The sequence below is a fragment of the uncultured Aquimarina sp. genome, assembly GCF_947492115.1.
Taxonomy (GTDB): domain Bacteria; phylum Bacteroidota; class Bacteroidia; order Flavobacteriales; family Flavobacteriaceae; genus Aquimarina.
This window is the reverse complement of record NZ_CANLMM010000002.1, coordinates 259670-276642: the sequence shown is the minus strand read 5'-3', so window position 1 is coordinate 276642 and position 16973 is coordinate 259670. Positions and strand designations below refer to the sequence as shown.

The 16973-nt window shown below is 32.7% G+C and carries 19 protein-coding genes; 11 read left to right on the top strand and 8 right to left on the bottom strand.

Features of this window, described 5'->3' with window-relative positions; genetic code table 11:
* The first annotated feature begins 88 nt into the window (after positions 1–88).
* The 11 genes from Q1A73_RS06620 to Q1A73_RS06570 all read left to right on the top strand — a co-directional run bounded on the left by Q1A73_RS06620 (position 89) and on the right by Q1A73_RS06570 (position 8503).
* Complete coding sequence (locus tag Q1A73_RS06620; RefSeq protein WP_299603217.1) at positions 89–700, top strand: hypothetical protein; 612 nt, start codon at positions 89–91, stop codon at positions 698–700.
* Positions 701–882: 182 nt separating this feature from the next.
* Positions 883–2646, top strand: coding sequence for an alpha/beta hydrolase-fold protein (locus tag Q1A73_RS06615; RefSeq protein ID WP_299603214.1), 1764 nt, complete (start codon positions 883–885; stop codon positions 2644–2646).
* Positions 2647–2717: 71 nt separating this feature from the next.
* Positions 2718–3005 (top strand): YciI family protein, encoded by a 288-nt coding sequence (locus tag Q1A73_RS06610; RefSeq protein WP_299603211.1) that lies wholly within the window; start codon positions 2718–2720, stop codon positions 3003–3005.
* A 71-nt stretch (positions 3006–3076) separates the two neighbouring features.
* Positions 3077–3550 (top strand): hypothetical protein, encoded by a 474-nt coding sequence (locus tag Q1A73_RS06605; protein WP_299603208.1) that lies wholly within the window; start codon positions 3077–3079, stop codon positions 3548–3550.
* Positions 3551–4018: 468 nt separating this feature from the next.
* Complete coding sequence (locus tag Q1A73_RS06600) at positions 4019–4486, top strand: nuclear transport factor 2 family protein (RefSeq protein ID WP_299603206.1); 468 nt, start codon at positions 4019–4021, stop codon at positions 4484–4486.
* A gap of 492 nt (positions 4487–4978) precedes the next feature.
* Positions 4979–5512 (top strand): hypothetical protein, encoded by a 534-nt coding sequence (locus tag Q1A73_RS06595; protein ID WP_299603204.1) that lies wholly within the window; start codon positions 4979–4981, stop codon positions 5510–5512.
* 90 nt (positions 5513–5602) lie between these two features.
* Positions 5603–6139 carry a hypothetical protein gene (locus Q1A73_RS06590; protein ID WP_299603202.1) on the top strand — a complete coding sequence of 179 codons (537 nt, stop codon included), beginning with the start codon at positions 5603–5605 and terminating at the stop codon, positions 6137–6139.
* Between the two features lie 20 nt (positions 6140–6159).
* Positions 6160–6501: a hypothetical protein gene (locus tag Q1A73_RS06585; RefSeq protein ID WP_299603199.1), complete on the top strand. Its 342-nt coding sequence runs from the start codon at positions 6160–6162 to the stop codon at positions 6499–6501.
* A 34-nt stretch (positions 6502–6535) separates the two neighbouring features.
* Positions 6536–6997: a hypothetical protein gene (locus Q1A73_RS06580; protein ID WP_299603196.1), complete on the top strand. Its 462-nt coding sequence runs from the start codon at positions 6536–6538 to the stop codon at positions 6995–6997.
* Positions 6998–7375: 378 nt separating this feature from the next.
* A complete protein-coding gene (locus tag Q1A73_RS06575; protein WP_299603193.1) occupies positions 7376–7915 on the top strand; it encodes a hypothetical protein in 540 nt (179 codons plus the stop codon).
* 72 nt (positions 7916–7987) lie between these two features.
* Positions 7988–8503, top strand: coding sequence for a DUF302 domain-containing protein (locus Q1A73_RS06570; protein ID WP_299603190.1), 516 nt, complete (start codon positions 7988–7990; stop codon positions 8501–8503).
* A gap of 1 nt (position 8504) precedes the next feature.
* Here the strand turns inward: Q1A73_RS06570 and Q1A73_RS06565 are convergent, their stop codons facing one another.
* The 8 genes from Q1A73_RS06565 to metK all read right to left on the bottom strand — a co-directional run bounded on the left by Q1A73_RS06565 (position 8505) and on the right by metK (position 16949).
* On the bottom strand, positions 8505–8849 hold the full coding sequence (locus Q1A73_RS06565; RefSeq protein ID WP_299603187.1) for a hypothetical protein: 345 nt from the start codon (positions 8847–8849) through the stop codon (positions 8505–8507).
* Between the two features lie 87 nt (positions 8850–8936).
* Positions 8937–11849: a patatin-like phospholipase family protein gene (locus Q1A73_RS06560; RefSeq protein WP_299603184.1), complete on the bottom strand. Its 2913-nt coding sequence runs from the start codon at positions 11847–11849 to the stop codon at positions 8937–8939.
* A 93-nt stretch (positions 11850–11942) separates the two neighbouring features.
* Positions 11943–12863 carry a hypothetical protein gene (locus Q1A73_RS06555; protein ID WP_299603182.1) on the bottom strand — a complete coding sequence of 307 codons (921 nt, stop codon included), beginning with the start codon at positions 12861–12863 and terminating at the stop codon, positions 11943–11945.
* A gap of 53 nt (positions 12864–12916) precedes the next feature.
* Positions 12917–13948, bottom strand: a complete 1032-nt coding sequence (locus Q1A73_RS06550) for a hypothetical protein (protein WP_299603179.1) — start codon at positions 13946–13948, stop codon at positions 12917–12919.
* Positions 13930–14373, bottom strand: a complete 444-nt coding sequence (locus tag Q1A73_RS06545) for a hypothetical protein (RefSeq protein ID WP_299603176.1) — start codon at positions 14371–14373, stop codon at positions 13930–13932. Before Q1A73_RS06545 ends, Q1A73_RS06550 begins: the two co-directional genes overlap by 19 nt.
* A gap of 247 nt (positions 14374–14620) precedes the next feature.
* Positions 14621–14938, bottom strand: a complete 318-nt coding sequence (locus tag Q1A73_RS06540) for a hypothetical protein (RefSeq protein ID WP_299603173.1) — start codon at positions 14936–14938, stop codon at positions 14621–14623.
* Positions 14939–15132: 194 nt separating this feature from the next.
* Positions 15133–15507, bottom strand: coding sequence for a hypothetical protein (locus Q1A73_RS06535; RefSeq protein ID WP_299603171.1), 375 nt, complete (start codon positions 15505–15507; stop codon positions 15133–15135).
* A gap of 185 nt (positions 15508–15692) precedes the next feature.
* A complete protein-coding gene (metK, locus tag Q1A73_RS06530) occupies positions 15693–16949 on the bottom strand; it encodes a methionine adenosyltransferase (protein ID WP_299603168.1) in 1257 nt (418 codons plus the stop codon).
* Positions 16950–16973 lie beyond the last annotated feature (24 nt).

Sequence of the window (16973 nt, the reverse complement as noted above, 5' to 3'; positions counted from 1 at the left end):
GTATATGTTGTGCTATGGGTTATCAATTTCCCATAGTACTTCGTATATGTATATCATCATTAATATCATCATCAAAAAACACAAAATCATGAATTTACAAGCATGCACATTACTTCTATTTTTAGGAGTTTCAATAGTTGGTTTTACTCAGGAAACAGCCACTATGACGATTGAACCAGGATTTGAAAATAAGGATCTGCAAGGACTGGTTAACTTTGAAAATCTCTTTTTGGATAAACTTATTTTTGAAGGGAAGCCTATTAAAGGTAAATCATATAGTATCGAAATTATTGAGTATATCAATGGTAAAGAAAGTTCCAGAGAAATACTTTTTGACGGAAGAGAATCTGATATTTTCAATATAAAATCAGAGAAGGAAACATTAAGCTTTTATGCAAAGCTAGATCAAGGAAAACTTAAAGTACAAATGCATGGGAATAGATTTAGAAGTAAAAAAATGTATTATGATCTCAAGGGCAATGCAGACATCTATACGCTTAAGGATTTTTTAGGAAGTAAAGAAACCACAACTATAGACTTAGAAAAGAAACATCCTGTATTGGCTATAATCACTCCAACAGTTCATAAAGATGGTTCTAGTTCCTATTGCGAAGTAGTGCAGTGTGATATTGCTACAGACGAATTGGGGAAACGTTTTAAAATCCCTCATTATTTTATCATGAGTATACAGTTTAGGTAGCATATTGATCTCCTCACACATTTAAAAGATAAAGGTCAGTTGGGTTGAGTATTTTTTGACATGTAAAGGAAGAAAATGTATTGAGATTTTTTGAATCAAAAGAAATTTACGTTTCTTTAAAAAGTGTTTATATAAACATATCTAAGATCACTAAAATCATCATCTCATAAACCATCAACAACATGAAAAAAACTCACCGCGTGTATCCAAATGTATTTTGGGTAGCTATTTTGTTTAGTATCTCATTTTTTTTCTCGTGCACTACTAATAATAACAATATTGATAGTGCTACCGCAGAGATTCAGGTTTCCTTTACTTCAGAACAGTATGAAGAGGCATTGGACGGTAGGCTAATTGTTTTGATTTCAGAACAGATAGAAAAAGAGCCTCGATTTCAGCTAAGAGATGATTCTAAAACCTGTCAAGCTTTTGGGATGGATGTGAATAATTGGAAAGCAGGTGAACCAATGTCTTTTGATACGAAAGCTTTTGGATATCCAATTCGTAGCTTTGCAGAATTACCGTCTGGAGAGTTTTATGTGCAAGTATTATTTCATAAATACGAAACTTTTAACAGGGCAGATGGTCATACGGTTAAATTACCAATGGATAGAGGAGAAGGACAGCAATGGAACAAAGCGCCAGGGAATCTCTATTCCACTCCTCAGAAAATTACGATTACCGATGGGCAATTTCCTGCAATTAGTATACAGTTGGATCAAAAGATACCTCCAATCAAAGCACCAGAGGATACCAAGTATGTAAAACATATAAAAATTAAGAGCAAATTATTAAGTGAGTTTTGGGGTAGAGATATGTATTTGGGAGCACATGTATTGTTACCTGAAGGATGGGAAACACATCCTGATGTAAAATATCCATTGGCGATTATGCACGGGCATTTTCCGAATGATTTTGGAGGATTTCGAATGACTCCTCCCGATGCTGATTTAAAACCAGAATATAGCGAGCGTTTTGATGTCGAAGGCTATAATGTGATGGTACAGCAAGAAGCCTATGATTTTTATAAAACCTGGACAGGTCCTGATTTTCCTAGAGTTATTGCTATTAAAATACAACATCCTACACCGTATTATGACGATTCGTATGCGGTGAATAGCGAAGCACAAGGACCTTATGGAGATGCGATTACCTACGAATTGATCCCACATATCGAAAAACAGTTTAGAGGAATCGGAGAAGGTTGGTCTCGATTTGTGTACGGCGGAAGTACAGGAGGATGGGAATCGCTGGCGGTACAGGTAAAATATCCTAAAGAATATGGAATGTGTTTTGCTGCTTGTCCAGATCCTATCGATTTTAGAGCGTATTGTTTGGTAAATATCTATGAAGACAAAAATGCATATTATAAAGAAGGTGTTTTCAGAAAAACATTAGTGCCCGGTCATCGTGATTATTTGGGTAATGTAGATGCAAGTCTTCGTGATATGAATTATCGAGAACTGGTATTAGGAACTAAAGGTAGATCAGGACAGCAATGGGATATTTGGGAAGCTACCTATTCGCCAATAGATGAGGAAGGCTATCCGAAAAGAATCTGGGATCGTCTTACTGGTGAAATCGATGCTGAAGTTGCTGCGTATTGGAAAGAGAACTTTGATCTGGCGTATATTCTGAAACGAGATTGGGCAAAACACGGTAAAGATTGGGAGAATAAAATTCATTTGTACTGCGGGGATATGGATAATTATTATCTCAATAATGCGGTATATCTAGCCGAGGAAATCTTATCAGAAACAACCGCTCCTTATTATAATGGGGTTGTAGATTATGGAGATAGAGCCGAACATTGCTGGAATGGCGATCACGAAAATGGTAATCATATCAGTAGATTACGATACCATCGCATGTTTATTAAAAAATATGTCGAGAAAGTTGCCAAAGTGGCTCCCAAAGATGCAGATTTAAAAAGTTGGAGGTATTAACTTCTGCTTTAGTGTCGAATTTTGTACTTAAATATCTATAGAAATGTACTGTATAACTAAATAGATAGGAAATGTTTATTATTAATCTTACCTATATCGTGGAACTCAAAAAAGTAGACCAATTTTTGAATGATCATGTCGAGTTTCTCAACGAACAATATGCGTTAGGAAATTTCTTAGCGTCTGGTCGAAAAGTTCCGAGAACAGGTGGAATTATTTTGTCCAATGTAGCATCTAAATCCGAATTGGAAAATATTATATCTAAAGACCCTTTCCATAAAAATGACTTAGCTAATTATGAGTTGATAGAATTCATACCAAGTAAGACTTCTAAAGCATTGCAGTTTTTGATAAAGTGAAAACTTTATGTCTACTTCACGGAAAACGGGGTAGAGGAGATTATGATAAAGATATAATTTAGCAACTAAAAATGAACAACCAAATTACAGATCAGATAAAAGCAGACCTTTTAGAGTCTTTTGAGTTTTATGCGAACTCAAAGTATACTGGTTATGATCCGGTACGACCAGTGGCAAAAATTATTTTTTCGGCTCAAGGAGAAATTACATCACCGCCAGACTTAGAGTTTATGGGGTATGGTGGTGGTTCCGAAGGGGAAGTCTTTGATGCCTGTGGAGGATTTAATTTAGAACCATTTTTTCCATTGGATACAGATGGAGAATATTTCGAAGATGATGATGAAGAATTTATTAGTGAATGTTTGCAAAAAGCAGGTGAAGCAGTGTTGGAAAGTTTACAATCTGTAGCAACAAGCGAGGCATTTTTTAATATTCCTAAAGAAGGTCCTATTGTATTTGTACTGAATATAGTAGATCAAAAAAGCAAGGTGATTTGCAGAATCCATCCAGACGGACAAGTCGAATTACCTCCAAAAAAGAACTAAGTTCTTAAGATTGAGTAATACATCTTGCTATATGAATTAATGCAACGTTTCAAAGCAGTGCTTTGAAATCTTTTCACTAATTTTAAATCAATAAGATAGGATGGGAGTGGCCTATCAAAAAGAAATTTGAAAATCAAACCAGCAGCGAGGGCTTGGGGATGAAAAACTGTTTGAGCGGTAGTTAGTTTTTTTCATTCTTGGATGTGGGTGGTGTAGTATTTTCTTAGGTTCTTTTTGTAAGTCTAGACTTTTTTGTTTCTTTTTTTGGCAATGAAAAAAAGAAAAGAAACTATATCAAAGCGTATCGGCGAAAACTTTAGTTAGTAACTTTTTATTTCTTAGCTTCTCAATACATCAGAGGGTAAGATCCTTTAAATAGTTAAGTAAGTTACAATTAACTCGGTATTAACGTATTGTTTTGGATCGTCCGTATACATTTGGGTATATAACATTAAATGTGTTTTTTAGATGATTTCAAAAGCAACTTCCATATTTCAATTGATACTTTTCTTATTGGTTACAAGCGCTATGCATAGTCAGGAGGCTACAAAAGCTCATAAAGATTCCTTGGATGCGGTAGTGAAAAAATACTATGAATTAAACGTTAAAATTTTTCAGGCCAATTCGACTCCAAAAGATATTGATAATGTATTCGAGCTTTTTACCGAGGATTTCACCTATGTACATCCAAAATATGGTGGTACGTATACACGCCAAAAACTCTATGACGGATACCTTAAGAATCAAAAAAGTGGGAGATATTTAGGAACTATAGAAGATATAGAAACCATAAATAAAATTATTGGACTTAATGCTGTAGTTACCCAAAAGAGATTTGTTGAAAATAAAGATGGTGAGATTAAAAAGGGAAAGCCAGAAATGACGCTTTTTGAATTTAAGAACGGAAAAATTTCTCGAATCTTTGAATATTGGTGATTTAAAAAACTGCCAGAGGGAATTTAAGTTTTTTAAACTTGTTAGTGAATAGGGGTATATAATTGTAAAATATAGAATTAAGATGTTGTGTCTATTATTAGAAATAGAAAGAAATTATGCCAAAATATAGTCTTAGAAAAATATCAAGGTATTGTTCCTAACGGTTAATATTATAGGTGCTTTTAACTGTATTACTAAAAAAAAAGTGATGAAGGTAGTAGAAGTCATGCTTCTAAAAAGATAGAGCTAATAGTTAAACAAGCTTTTTTAAGTTTTCATAATAAGAAAGAATTTATCCTTTTCGAAAACAGTTTCTTCTCATTTTAGTCGATGGATCAGAACTTTTCCTCATACACGTATAACAATTTGTTTTCAAATAATTTAAAAAGTGAAAAAATGTAAGAAAATAAGCTGTTTGTCATATAGTGTATTAGTAATTTCGTTTTTTCTAAAATAAAATTGAATAAAACCCTCTAAGTTTTAACAATCCGTATGAAGACAAAATTAATTGTACTACTATTTCTAATCTTAGGTTGGAATGCTTCTTATGCATGTACTTGTAAAAAAGTAAAAACAGTAAAACAAGCCTATAAATACCATGAGTCTATTGTATATGGTAAAGTGTTGCGAAAAACTTTAGTTACGTTAGAGAGCACAATGAATCCACAAAGGCGAGATTCATTAAAACAGGTATATGAAAATAATTACCGTAAATTAAGGAGTTTAAAGGCTAAGGGAATCCTAAAAATTGAGGTAGAAATTATAAAAGAATTTAAAGGAAGATCTAAAACAAGTATACTAACCATTTATACACCTAATACTAGAGAGGATTGTGGTTATACGGAATTTGAGGTGGGAAAAGAATATTTGATATATGGATCCTCAAGGGGTTATATGTATTTAGAATTTCAGGCAAAACGAAAATATATTGAATATGAACGTAAGAATACTTTTTGGACAGTTCATTGTTATCGTACAAAAGAATATCTGGAATCAGAGGCTAAAGAGTTAGGTGAATTGATGTGATAAAAAGTGTACTTATTATGGGTAACATATCTCGTCATTATGATACTTATATAATATAAGGTGTAGTACTGTTGAAAATATGAGTATATAATGAAATTTGAGCTTCCATTTAATGAAAAAATATTCGTAAAGCAATTGACCTTAAATTTTGATTTAGTTTGGGAGAAGAATTTTAGGAAGAATCATAGAACGCTGTTCTGGATGATTCCCATATTTATATTAGGAGGTCTCATTGTGTATGGAGGAAATAATCTTGGTCATGTTTTTCTTGCTATAGGTTTCTTTTATTTGATTAATTATCTTAACTATTATTTTCATTACAAAAAGAATAAATCATATTACTTTGATATTGTTAAAGAAGAAGTTGAGGGATATATAAAAGCTAATGGGTGTAGTATCTTTGAGTTTACAGAGAATTATTTAAGGTATAAGGATTATAAATTTGAAACTAAGATTAATTGGGAAGCATTTAAGAATGCAAGGGTCATAAAAAACAATTTGTTTCTAGATATGAATTCTGGGAACAAGGCTTCTTATATTATCGGTATAGAGGAAGTAGGTATAGAAGATTTTGAGCAAATCATCGAATTTGTGAAAATAAAAGTAGAAAAGCATTCTATTCAATAGCTTTATCTAAAATACATTTTATGGATACAAAACAAATAACCACCAAGAAAAGCACTAACTATAGGACTTGGTCCTTTCGATTTTTGATATATCTTCTGTTGCTCAATATATTGGTTGCCTATATGGTGGCTACACATGTTAATTTGCCCATTACTATAGAAGGTTATGAAAAACCAGAAAACAATACAGGTACGATGCTATTTATTTTAGGAGGTCTTACTAATTTGTTATTTGTAGCTGGAGCAGTTCTAACGGTATTGAGTATAACAAAAAAAGAAAAAAGAGATTATAAATATTTTGTTTCCATTATAGGATATCCCATTTTTTTAGTACTTGGAGTAGCATCTATTCTATTAAGTTAAAAGAGATACATATCATAAATTTATTTTCAAAAACATGTTAGGAAGTTCGTTTGAAGAAAATAAAAAAGCACCGGAAAAGACCGTTATTTATTTTTCAAGATCGCGCAGTCTATTTATAATTATCTTTTGTGTTTTGCTTATTTGTTTTGGTATTTATGTTTTTTTTAAAATAAATTATTTTCTTGCAATTGCACTTTTTATAGGAGCAGCTATAGGAATTCATAGAAATTTAAAATTATATAAAGACCAAAGACCTCAACTTATTATTTCTGACAAAGGGATTACTGATAATAAAGGGAAATTTAGAAGTTGGTCGGCTATTAAAAATGAGGAGATAGTTCCTAAAGCTAGATTTTATAACGATAGCAGTGGTGACTATCTAATATATGATTATCATAATAGGAACGAAAAAATATCAATTGACGAATTGGATATTGGTATCGGAAAGCTAAACTATTTGTTGAGAATTTACAGAAAAAGAAGTCAGAAAAGTTAGAATCAAAAGCTTAGAAAGGTTTTCTATAAATGGAGTAAAAAATAACTTGTAGAACTAAATACAACCTTTTATTCAGAATTATTCTTAGCATAACTTCTTCGTTTATAAATTACATTTTCGATATATCAACGAATAAAAATAATCGAATTCAAACTTAGATCTGAATCTTTTAGAAAGGGTATGTAGTCTTTGTAAGCTAATAAAGAAAACAAGTTTGATATAGTCAATATTTTCGTCAAAATGATTTTTTAGAAACTTTGATCATTGAGAGTTATAATAAAATTATAATTGGACCAATTCTGTTTTAACAATATGTTAATCTCCTCACAAATTAGAAAATGTTTTGGTTTTCTAGTATCTTAGTATAAAAAGTAAGGAATGCTTAGAAATATCGTAGTATTATTTCTGGTAGTAATATGTAGCTCTTGTAATCGGGGAAAACAACAAGAAGAACCTACAAATGAATTAAAGGGATGGCAAGTCGTGTATATCAATGACGATCAAGGAAATCCTCTATCAGGAAATATTAATGACCTAAAAAAAGCCGTTCGACAAGGATGTGTTGTTCGTGTGGGTTGGGGAATAAAAAATGAATACAAAAAAGATCGTTTGCGTAGAACTTTTGAAGTAGAACATACTGCAGAAGCACAATTTTTAACGATTTCTGAAGGCCATGTATTTGCGCAACTGGACCGAATTATGGGACAAGCGCCTTCTCGAGAGCGTCCTAAAATAAATCTTGTAAAGACTCATTATTGGCATTCTGTACTTGGAACCACAGGAGAAATGACTCAGGTATACCAAGATCATCATGATATAGATAAAAGTGATGAATTTATAGAAGATGTAAAAATGACTTGGTATGTAAATGCAAATGATTGCGACTATAAAGGTAATCCTAATCAACCTTTATATTAAAATCAGAATGCTATGGAAATGATTGTTAGCAAATTCCATCTGATAATTGAAGAAAAAATAAAATATAAGCAGATGAAACAATCGATCATTTTTACGCTTTGTGCTTTCATGTTGTTTTCGTGTAATCAAGCAACAAAAGATACGTCTAATACTACCAAAAATATAGAAGAAGAACGTATGGAAATCACTTCAAAACAAGGTTTAATTATTAAGAAAAGCACTCAAAGTTTCGATAAAACCTATTCAAAATTAGTAGATATCATAGAAAATAATCCTAACCTTAAGATTATCGCACAATTAGATCATCAGGCAAATGCTGCGTCTGTGGGCTTAACTCTAAATCCAACAAAAATTATCATGTTTGGCAATCCAAAACTAGGCACGCCTCTGATGCAGAGTGCGCAATCTACTGGACTAGATCTTCCGCAGAAAATATTAGTATCGCAAGATGATCATGGTATTGTACAGATATCCTATAACGACCCTCAATACCTACGACAACGTCATGGAATAGAACAGAAAGACGAGGTACTTACTAAAATAAGTGGAGCACTGGATAAAATAACATCTGCAGCAGCAGGATTATAATTTAATTCTGAAGTTTTACTTTAATAGGACCTCCGCTAGAAACGTAGCTTCCTCCAACTTCATCTAGATTGACATTTAGCTCTTCGCTTGTACTTATTTTATTAATATCTACTCGCAATTGATCATAAGTGCTTACTCCTTTGATGTTTACATCAATTTCATCGGATGTATCTAGCTTTACAGTAATGGTTCCGTCATCATTAAGAGGTACTAGTCCATAATTTAATGGTGTGGAAGATTCGCTAGCATATGCTTTCGGGATAATATTGATGTCTTTGATTACAATTATAGATAAGGCAATGGCGATAATGGTAAGAACTACTTTGGTATAAGTATCAGTTTTCATAATTGATATATTTTGTAAGAAAATCATCAAAAACCACACCGAGACGTGGTTTTTGATGATTTATAATACGGTTAGATTAGTAATATACTATTCTCGTAGTAATTTTTTGTCTAAAGATTCGGTTTGTTCTTTAAAATACCATCCTTCTTGTCCATTTGATAGTTTTTGTAAATCAATTTCTAATAATGGATTTACATGATAATTAATGTTTTTTAGTGAATAATGTAAAGAGGTATTTTCATCATTAATAGATGGTTTTATCAATGGAAGATTGAATTTATCCAATCGCATTTCTATGATAATATCTTTATAGTTATTTTCGATAGCAATACGTTTTCGTTTTGGATATAAATTACCATCAATGTCGTTGGGCATTTGTACCTTGTCTGATAGTGATAAACCAAGTCGATCGATTTCGATGGAGTCTATTTTTAGGAAATCTGCGTTTTGTGAAGTGGCATTGGTTCTTAAGATATTTTGCTGTTTTATATATTCTAAAAGTGATACTTGGAAATAGTACTGATACCTCTTTTTGTTTCCTGAAATTTTAATAATATGCTCAACAGCCTTTCCTTTTTTTATAGTATCATCTGCACAACGAAACATAAGTTTTTTATTGAGCTGTATATCACTAAGAATAGAAATAGTAACCGGTTCCAAGGGCATATAATTTATTTGATCAACTCCTTTACGTATAAGATTTTTTAAAATATTTGATCCTCGCCAAGGTGATTTTTTAAAAATCGAAGAAACAAACAATCCAGCGGATACAATAGGCATTGCTAGAGTACCTAATAATGATGTTGCTACGAACGGTATTTTTAATAGAATAAATTTCAAATATTTATTACTTAATAGTACTCCTTTTAATCGTGTAACAGAAGGATTGAAAAGGTTTTGTTCTAATGCTGCTGCATAAGTACCCTTATTATTAAAAAAGTCAATTTCTTCGATTTGATCGGTGAGTTTTTTTTCAAAATTCAGGAAGTTATCGCTTGCAATAAAAGGTCTGTTGGGTCTAAAGCCGCCTAAACTTTCTTTTAAAGATATTAAAGTACTTAAACGTGCAAAGGCAAAGGAATAGTTTCTTGCTTTCTCTGAGGCAAACCCACCAAAAGCTTCAATTTCACTTCCAGGGAGTTCTATCGTATTAAGAGTTTTGTTAATCGGAAGTATGGCAGCACGATATGCATTCTCATTTTTACCATCCGTATTTAGTGCAAAATCAGCGATCACTTTAAAAACGGTCTGCGCAAATACGTTTTGATTCTCTTTTTTAGTAAGTTTTAGAGTGTTATATACGGTTGCAATATCTAAGGATTTAGATGTTGCTATGGTATTGTCGATTAATTTTTTCAGTTTTTCCAGATCATCCAATTCCAAGTGGATACAAGCTTCGTGATTTAAAGATGAATCTTTGCAATTTTTTTCAATTTCAGCAAGAAAATAGATCATAGGATCTCGAGTTCCTAGAGATATCATGCCATTTTGAAGATTTTTGGTAATCTTATTAAAAGCGGTTGCAATGATTTCTACAGTTAGGTTATGACTCATATCTGTATTAGCGTCCAAATATTTGAAGATGGTTTTCCTAAGCTCAAAATTTTCTTGTATATCAATTATTTTATGTTCTTCTTTAATGCTTCCCTGATTGGTGAGTACTCCTAATATACTAGATACATTGCCAAAGAGCTTGCCCAATTCTTTCTTGAAAGAAACTTCGTTTCCAGATTTTTTTACTGGTGAAAAGGCGGATATTTTAAAAGAATGATATTGTTCTTTTCGTACAATAGGATCTACAAATAGGATTAGTCTTTCTTCATTGTTTGTTATTCGTCCAAAATCCTGAAAAGTTCCTATTTTAAAAGCTTCTCGAATGGGTTCGTTATTAAAAGTACCTCCGTCGATATATGGGAAATTAAAAGATTCATAATCTAAAGTATTGTTGTTCTCTTCAGCAAAGTAGCTGTTCTGTGTAAAGGTGTTGTTGTTCTTATGCTGATGACCTACGATTTCCTGTTGTATTTTGCTAAAAGAAGAAGGCCAACTAGTATGCTTTTCGGAATCACCAAATTCTGCTTTGTATCGTTTTAAGATCACGGGTTCAAAGGCAATAGGAAAGGCTCCACAACCAAGTGCTGAAGCCGATATAGTAGCCCACGCACTCCTGTCTGTCATTTTGAAGTGTGTGGGCTGGTTTGGTTTTGGGTTACTGCAAAATTTTAGCCAACGCGAATCGGTTTCTTTGCCGTCTTTTTCAATTGCTGTTTCATCGAAAACAAAATCTATAACTCGCAGTTCTGAGTGATTTTCTGATCCTACAGATTTTAAAAAGTTCTGTTGTAATCGATCCTTATCAGAATTTCCACTGGTATTACCTTTAGAAAAGTCAATTTCAATAGGCAATAAGTTAGTAAGAGAACAAGCAAAAATGACTCTCTTAGGATCTAATAACTGCCTTCTGGAAACATCAACTCCATCAGAAGTCATTAAATAGTTCTTCGTAAGATCTTCTAATAATTTTCGGTCTAATAAAGAGAAAGACTCGTTGGGTTTTATAGGGTTTTTAGAGCGATTTTCGTTATTATATAGTTTTACAGAATCCACTTCTTTAACCCATAGTTTATGCTGGATTTTTTGTGCTAGTTGAAGCGCTTTTAAGGTTTCAAACTTACTTTTGTGTTTTTCTGCTTTAGCGACATCATCGGAGAAGTATTCTTTGATAATTTCATTTAATAAATCCTGTTCGGTAAGCTGGTTATTTACCAATGGAATCATAGAGCGATAATCTATAAGACATTTAAGCATTATTGTTAAAGCAATAGCTCCTGCACTTGCTCCACTCATACCATCTACGATTACCTGATCATAGTCATTATTGTCATTGTCTTTACCATAAAGAACTAATAATTTTAGTGCTTCTGTTAACGCCGCACCAGAAAAAGAGCCTAATGAAACTCCTCCTCCCATCGCTAAACATACACGAAGTGTTTTTCCCATGATTTCTTATGTTATTTGTTATACAAACATTTTATTTTATCACAGATTCGGTGACAAAATTTTCTAGGGGATGTTTAGCAAAAAAAAGCTTACTTAATCTCGATTCATATATCTCGATTTACTAATCTTTTGTTGCATTTGCGGAGCAGGTGGGGTTGTAGGGATATTTACTGGGGATGTTTCAGAGGTGTCTTCATTAGAATGTATATCTGTACTTACATCATCATTATCATTTGGATTGCTAGGGTCAGGAGCTGTATCTGGTGCTTCGGGACTAACAGGAGTGCCTAGTTTCCCTGAGGTTTCGGTAGGAGTAATACCAAATAGCGTACCTGCTGCGGCTTTTAATCTTTCAGTAAATTCCTGAGAGGCAAAACCAGAAATAATAGCAAGACTCATAAAAGATACCATTCCTCTAAATGAAATATATTCATTGTCATAACTTGGATTAGCAGTAGAAGAAATGATAAGATGTGATATAAAAAAGATTAATAATCCAGATATGGCAGCCGTTAAAGGTCTAATAAGATAGGGAATAAATAAATTATCTGGGAAAGATTGTTCTTCTCGGTAAAATTCAAAAATACCTCTTAGATTCGCTAATACACCTCCTAGCATTCCTGCTAGAAACATTACAACAAGCATGTCTAGAAAATTAACGTGCTCAACATCTTTCGCGATCTCTTCTTCTTGTTCATCTGGTGTAAGTTTATTCTTCTTTGCATCGGTAGAAACTGCTAAATTTACCCGTGTTTTAGATATGGCTGCTTTGGTAGTATCTCTAATGATTGTATCTATTTCAATAGGTTTCGATGGCATAGGTTGTACAGCAACGGTAGAGGAATCCACAGCATTGTTATTTGCATTTATTGCTTCTTGTTTGTCTGCCTTCTTATTTTCTTCCTCATCAAAAAAATCTTTATCATATACCAGCACATAAAAGTAACTATACAAAAGTAACACTGAGGTAATAGCTAGTACAACATTGTATAAGATGGTTATTGTCGGTTTCATGAGTATTGGATCAATATTGAATTTTTACTTAGATTATTTGTGTCTTTTATACTTTATTTTTTTGCTTGACTAAAATTCCATTTAATTCCTGGTTTTAGAATAACATCTTCGTCACCAGTAATTGCGTTAGTTTCTTTCTTTAGGGATACAAAAAGAGTAATACTCGGAATTAAATATGCCTCAGCATATCCACCAAAATCTATACTTTCTGTTATACTATTATGATACGCTTCTGCAGATAAAATTAGTTTTTGTCCATATTTTCTAAGTGCAATTCCACTAATGAATCCGTCATTATCCGTAGCTTGGGGTGTTTGTTCATAACGATACATAATCATTCCATTAATACTCATTCCACTTTTACCGAAATCATATTGACCTACAAGCCAAGCTTGATGTCTATAGGTAACAATGCTGTCGGTTTTAAAAGAGTTATCTCTTGCTCTACCAGCAATAGCATATCCTAGGGCTAGAGAACCTCCAGCTTTTTCCATGTAGCGAGTTTTTGCATTTATGTATGCTTGTTTTAGAGCAGGATTATCTACAACGGTTCCCGCATCATCGGAATTCATAGGTCCTGGATCTGTATCGGGGAGTAGCGCATTATCAATATCTTTTCCTAGTTCTTCATCGAATATAAGATCTTTACTGTCAAATAGTGTAGCTCTTAGTCCTCCAGAAAATAACAAATCGTCAGGGAAATCCATAGAATTTATAGTAGCGATAGAAAATTGGAGATTTGCAAGAAATCTTTTCCCATAACTATTTCTGTATTCTTTTACACTTTTTAGTCTGCCACCAAAAGCGAAATATGGATTGAAATCAAAAGCCAATCCAGGGCTTACTTCATTACCGCTTAAAAAATTACTAGCCAGTTGCGTAATAATTTCTTGAGGAGTACTAGCTCTCATGATAGTTGTAGGATTGGCATCTAGCACCGCGAAAGCAGGACTCTCAGGAACATTGTAATCCAGCTTAAAAGCGTAGGCACCTTGATTATCACCAGGTAATTCGGAATCTTGCGAATACCCAACAAGTGTAATAAAACTTATTAGTAGTAGATAACTTATTCTGTGTCTTTCCATAGGTCAGAAGTTGAAAAGTTATCATTGATAAGATGTTTGAAAATCACATGATTCCCAAATTTTAATTGTTTTCCATCAGAACATTTAGGAACAAGACGCGATGATTGCTTTGTCCATCGATTTTTTCCATCTTGTATCACAGTAATACTAAATTCTCCTCGTAACACATTTGGTATAGAAGAACAAGCATTGATAGACCATGCAAGAGAATCATTTTCTATTTCGTTCGGTTTTTCTAATAGAATAAATTCATCTACACCATCATCACCAGTAATAACATTAAATTTCTCTTTCTTTTCCCATTTCCCGTTTTGAAGTTCCCACAGAACAAAAATTGATCCGGATCTAATTCCGTTATTGGCGGTTACTCTAACTTTTAAAGAGCCACCGTCTGGATCAATTAAACAATAATTTGATTTCGGCATGATGGGTATGGTTTTAAGTTTTTGATATTTTTAAGCGTATTTAGATTTTAAAAAGAAAGAATGCTGTCAATAGTTTTGGTTAAGATGGCAATCTATTGTATCCAAATAGGATAAAGTTATCTTTATAAATCTTACTCTAAAAATACATTAAAACCTTGATATCAGTCACAGGTTAATACCCCTTTTTTTGGTAAAATCCCGTTTTTAATAGTAAAGTTCATTTTGAAGTCAATTAAGCAGATGATTACTACCACTCCGTGATCTGAGTATTGACTTTTGATACCTTTATTTCCACGAATATTGTATCTACAGTTTTATAACTATGAATACCGTCTTTGCTCTTAGCTATTCTTCTTTTATTTCGTCTAATTTCTCTTTTTATTTTTCTCCATTCTCTATCAGCATCCTTCAATGCTTTCTTGTTGTTAGCTTTCTTGTTTTTGTCATTTTCAGTGTTAGAAGAATACGTTGATGTAGTATTTGTATTCTCCATAGTGGTAGCTTGTCCAATAAGATTTTGACCAGACCAAATCAAAGCGATAGTTAATAATATTCTCAATTTCATAATAGATGGGTTTTTAATTACTTGATTTACAGTTGCTAAATTAGTTTTTATTCTCATTCCAAAACAGAGGGAAAATGTCCCTTTTTGATCAGGAATTATCCCCTAGCACTATAGAACATCTTTAATTTATGTGTATAAATAAAAAAGGATGTCAACTTCTTGACATCCTTTTTTAACTATAATGAATTATTTTTTTACCAACCTGATAGTTGCGATTTATCACTTGTTGTAGGTGGAATTAATACAAAAACTGTATCTACTATTTTAGAAGCAAAGATTTCTTTCTGGTCTTTCATTCTTTGTTTAGTAGTTAGCATCTGCTTTTTGATATCTGCCCATTCTTCATCAGAATATGGTCTCGATGAAATATCTTTTGATGCTGATTCGGACTCCTCTGGAGTTTTTATAATAAGTCTATCTGCAGAAACAGAATTGTCTTCATTATAAGAACCTTCTTCAATTTTAAGATCAACTTCTTTAATTGATTTTGTGTTGTTTTTGTAATCTTGTCCAAAAGAAAAACCAAAAACACAAAGCATTATAAAAGTAACAGCAATTTTTATTTTCATTTTAATACTTTTTGAAAAATTGATTATCAAGACTAAATATATTTTAAAATGATAACCTTTATTTTAATAATTTAGTATTCGTAGGTCTTCTTATAGTATCCGAAAATATGATCAATTAAAAATGATATAATTCCAAATATATAAAGTATTGGAGGCTATAAAGTTACGTGAAAATTACGATATAGTTATATCTGAAAAACTTTTTTTACCTGATCTACATAATCAAGCTTTTCCCAAGTAAATAATTCTACCTCTTTTTCAACCTTCCCAGAATAAGGACTTTCAAATACTTTTGTTACAAGCTTAGGTTGCTTACCCATATGTCCGTATGCTGCAGTTTCTTTATAAATTGGATTACGTAGTTTTAAGCGTTCTTCAATAGCAGCCGGTCTCATATCAAAAATGTTAGCTACTTTTTCAGCGATTTCTCCATCAGTAATACCTAAAGTACTAGTTCCGTAGGTGTCAACAAAAATCGAAGTTGGTTCCACCACACCAATAGCATAAGAAACCTGTACTAATACTTCACTAGCTACGCCTGCTGCTACTAAGTTTTTTGCAATATGTCTAGAAGCATACGCTGCAGAACGATCTACTTTACTAGGGTCTTTTCCAGAAAAAGCACCTCCACCATGAGCTCCTTTTCCACCATAGGTATCTACTATGATTTTTCTTCCAGTAAGACCAGTATCTCCATGTGGTCCACCGATTACGAACTTACCTGTTGGATTTATATGATATGTGATCTGATCATTAAATAAATCTTGAACATATTTTGGTAGTTGAGCGATTACTCTAGGAATCAAAATAGATACAATATCATTTTTAATTTTTGCTAGCATCACTTCATCGTCAATATCAAAATCATCGTGTTGAGTAGATACAACAATTGCTACAATACGTTGAGGTACATTGTCATCACTATACTCTATAGTAACCTGACTTTTGGAGTCTGGTCGCAGATAAGGAATTTCAGTGCCTTCTCTTCTTAATTTTGCTAGTTCGATTAAGATTTTGTGTGAAATATCTAAAGCCAACGGCATATAATTTTCCGTTTCCTTAGTAGCGTATCCAAACATCATTCCTTGATCACCTGCACCTTGCTCTTCTTTCGTTTCTCTATCTACTCCTTGGTTAATATCCTGCGATTGTTCATGTATTAAAGAAATAACACCACAAGAATCACCGCTGAACTGATATGCTCCTTTAGTGTATCCTATATCATTAATTACTTCTCTTGCTATTTGTTGTACATCAAGATATGTTTTAGATTTTACCTCTCCAGCAAGAACTACTTGTCCAGTTGTTACTAAAGTTTCACAAGCTACCTTGGAATCCTTATCAAAAGCTAGGAAATTATCTAACAAAGCATCACTAATTTGATCTGCTACTTTATCCGGATGTCCTTCAGATACACTTTCTGAAGTAAATAAATACGCCATTTTTTGTTGTTTTTATAGAATAAA

Bases quoted from the DNA above. Each gene is read 5' to 3' on its own strand.
- metK (WP_299603168.1), bottom strand. From the start codon at position 16,949: ATGGCGTATTTATTTACTTCAGAAAGTGTATCTGAAGGACATCCGGAT.
- Q1A73_RS06535 (WP_299603171.1), bottom strand. From the start codon at position 15,507: ATGAAAATAAAAATTGCTGTTACTTTTATAATGCTTTGTGTTTTTGGT.
- Q1A73_RS06545 (WP_299603176.1), bottom strand. From the start codon at position 14,373: ATGCCGAAATCAAATTATTGTTTAATTGATCCAGACGGTGGCTCTTTA.
- Q1A73_RS06555 (WP_299603182.1), bottom strand. From the start codon at position 12,863: ATGAAACCGACAATAACCATCTTATACAATGTTGTACTAGCTATTACC.
- Q1A73_RS06600 (WP_299603206.1), top strand. From the start codon at position 4,019: ATGATTTCAAAAGCAACTTCCATATTTCAATTGATACTTTTCTTATTG.
- Q1A73_RS06570 (WP_299603190.1), top strand. From the start codon at position 7,988: ATGAAACAATCGATCATTTTTACGCTTTGTGCTTTCATGTTGTTTTCG.
- Q1A73_RS06605 (WP_299603208.1), top strand. From the start codon at position 3,077: ATGAACAACCAAATTACAGATCAGATAAAAGCAGACCTTTTAGAGTCT.
- Q1A73_RS06560 (WP_299603184.1), bottom strand. From the start codon at position 11,849: ATGGGAAAAACACTTCGTGTATGTTTAGCGATGGGAGGAGGAGTTTCA.
- Q1A73_RS06610 (WP_299603211.1), top strand. From the start codon at position 2,718: ATGTTTATTATTAATCTTACCTATATCGTGGAACTCAAAAAAGTAGAC.
- Q1A73_RS06540 (WP_299603173.1), bottom strand. From the start codon at position 14,938: ATGAAATTGAGAATATTATTAACTATCGCTTTGATTTGGTCTGGTCAA.
- Q1A73_RS06585 (WP_299603199.1), top strand. From the start codon at position 6,160: ATGGATACAAAACAAATAACCACCAAGAAAAGCACTAACTATAGGACT.
- Q1A73_RS06565 (WP_299603187.1), bottom strand. From the start codon at position 8,849: ATGAAAACTGATACTTATACCAAAGTAGTTCTTACCATTATCGCCATT.
- Q1A73_RS06590 (WP_299603202.1), top strand. From the start codon at position 5,603: ATGAAATTTGAGCTTCCATTTAATGAAAAAATATTCGTAAAGCAATTG.
- Q1A73_RS06595 (WP_299603204.1), top strand. From the start codon at position 4,979: ATGAAGACAAAATTAATTGTACTACTATTTCTAATCTTAGGTTGGAAT.
- Q1A73_RS06580 (WP_299603196.1), top strand. From the start codon at position 6,536: ATGTTAGGAAGTTCGTTTGAAGAAAATAAAAAAGCACCGGAAAAGACC.
- Q1A73_RS06550 (WP_299603179.1), bottom strand. From the start codon at position 13,948: ATGGAAAGACACAGAATAAGTTATCTACTACTAATAAGTTTTATTACA.
- Q1A73_RS06575 (WP_299603193.1), top strand. From the start codon at position 7,376: ATGCTTAGAAATATCGTAGTATTATTTCTGGTAGTAATATGTAGCTCT.
- Q1A73_RS06620 (WP_299603217.1), top strand. From the start codon at position 89: ATGAATTTACAAGCATGCACATTACTTCTATTTTTAGGAGTTTCAATA.
- Q1A73_RS06615 (WP_299603214.1), top strand. From the start codon at position 883: ATGAAAAAAACTCACCGCGTGTATCCAAATGTATTTTGGGTAGCTATT.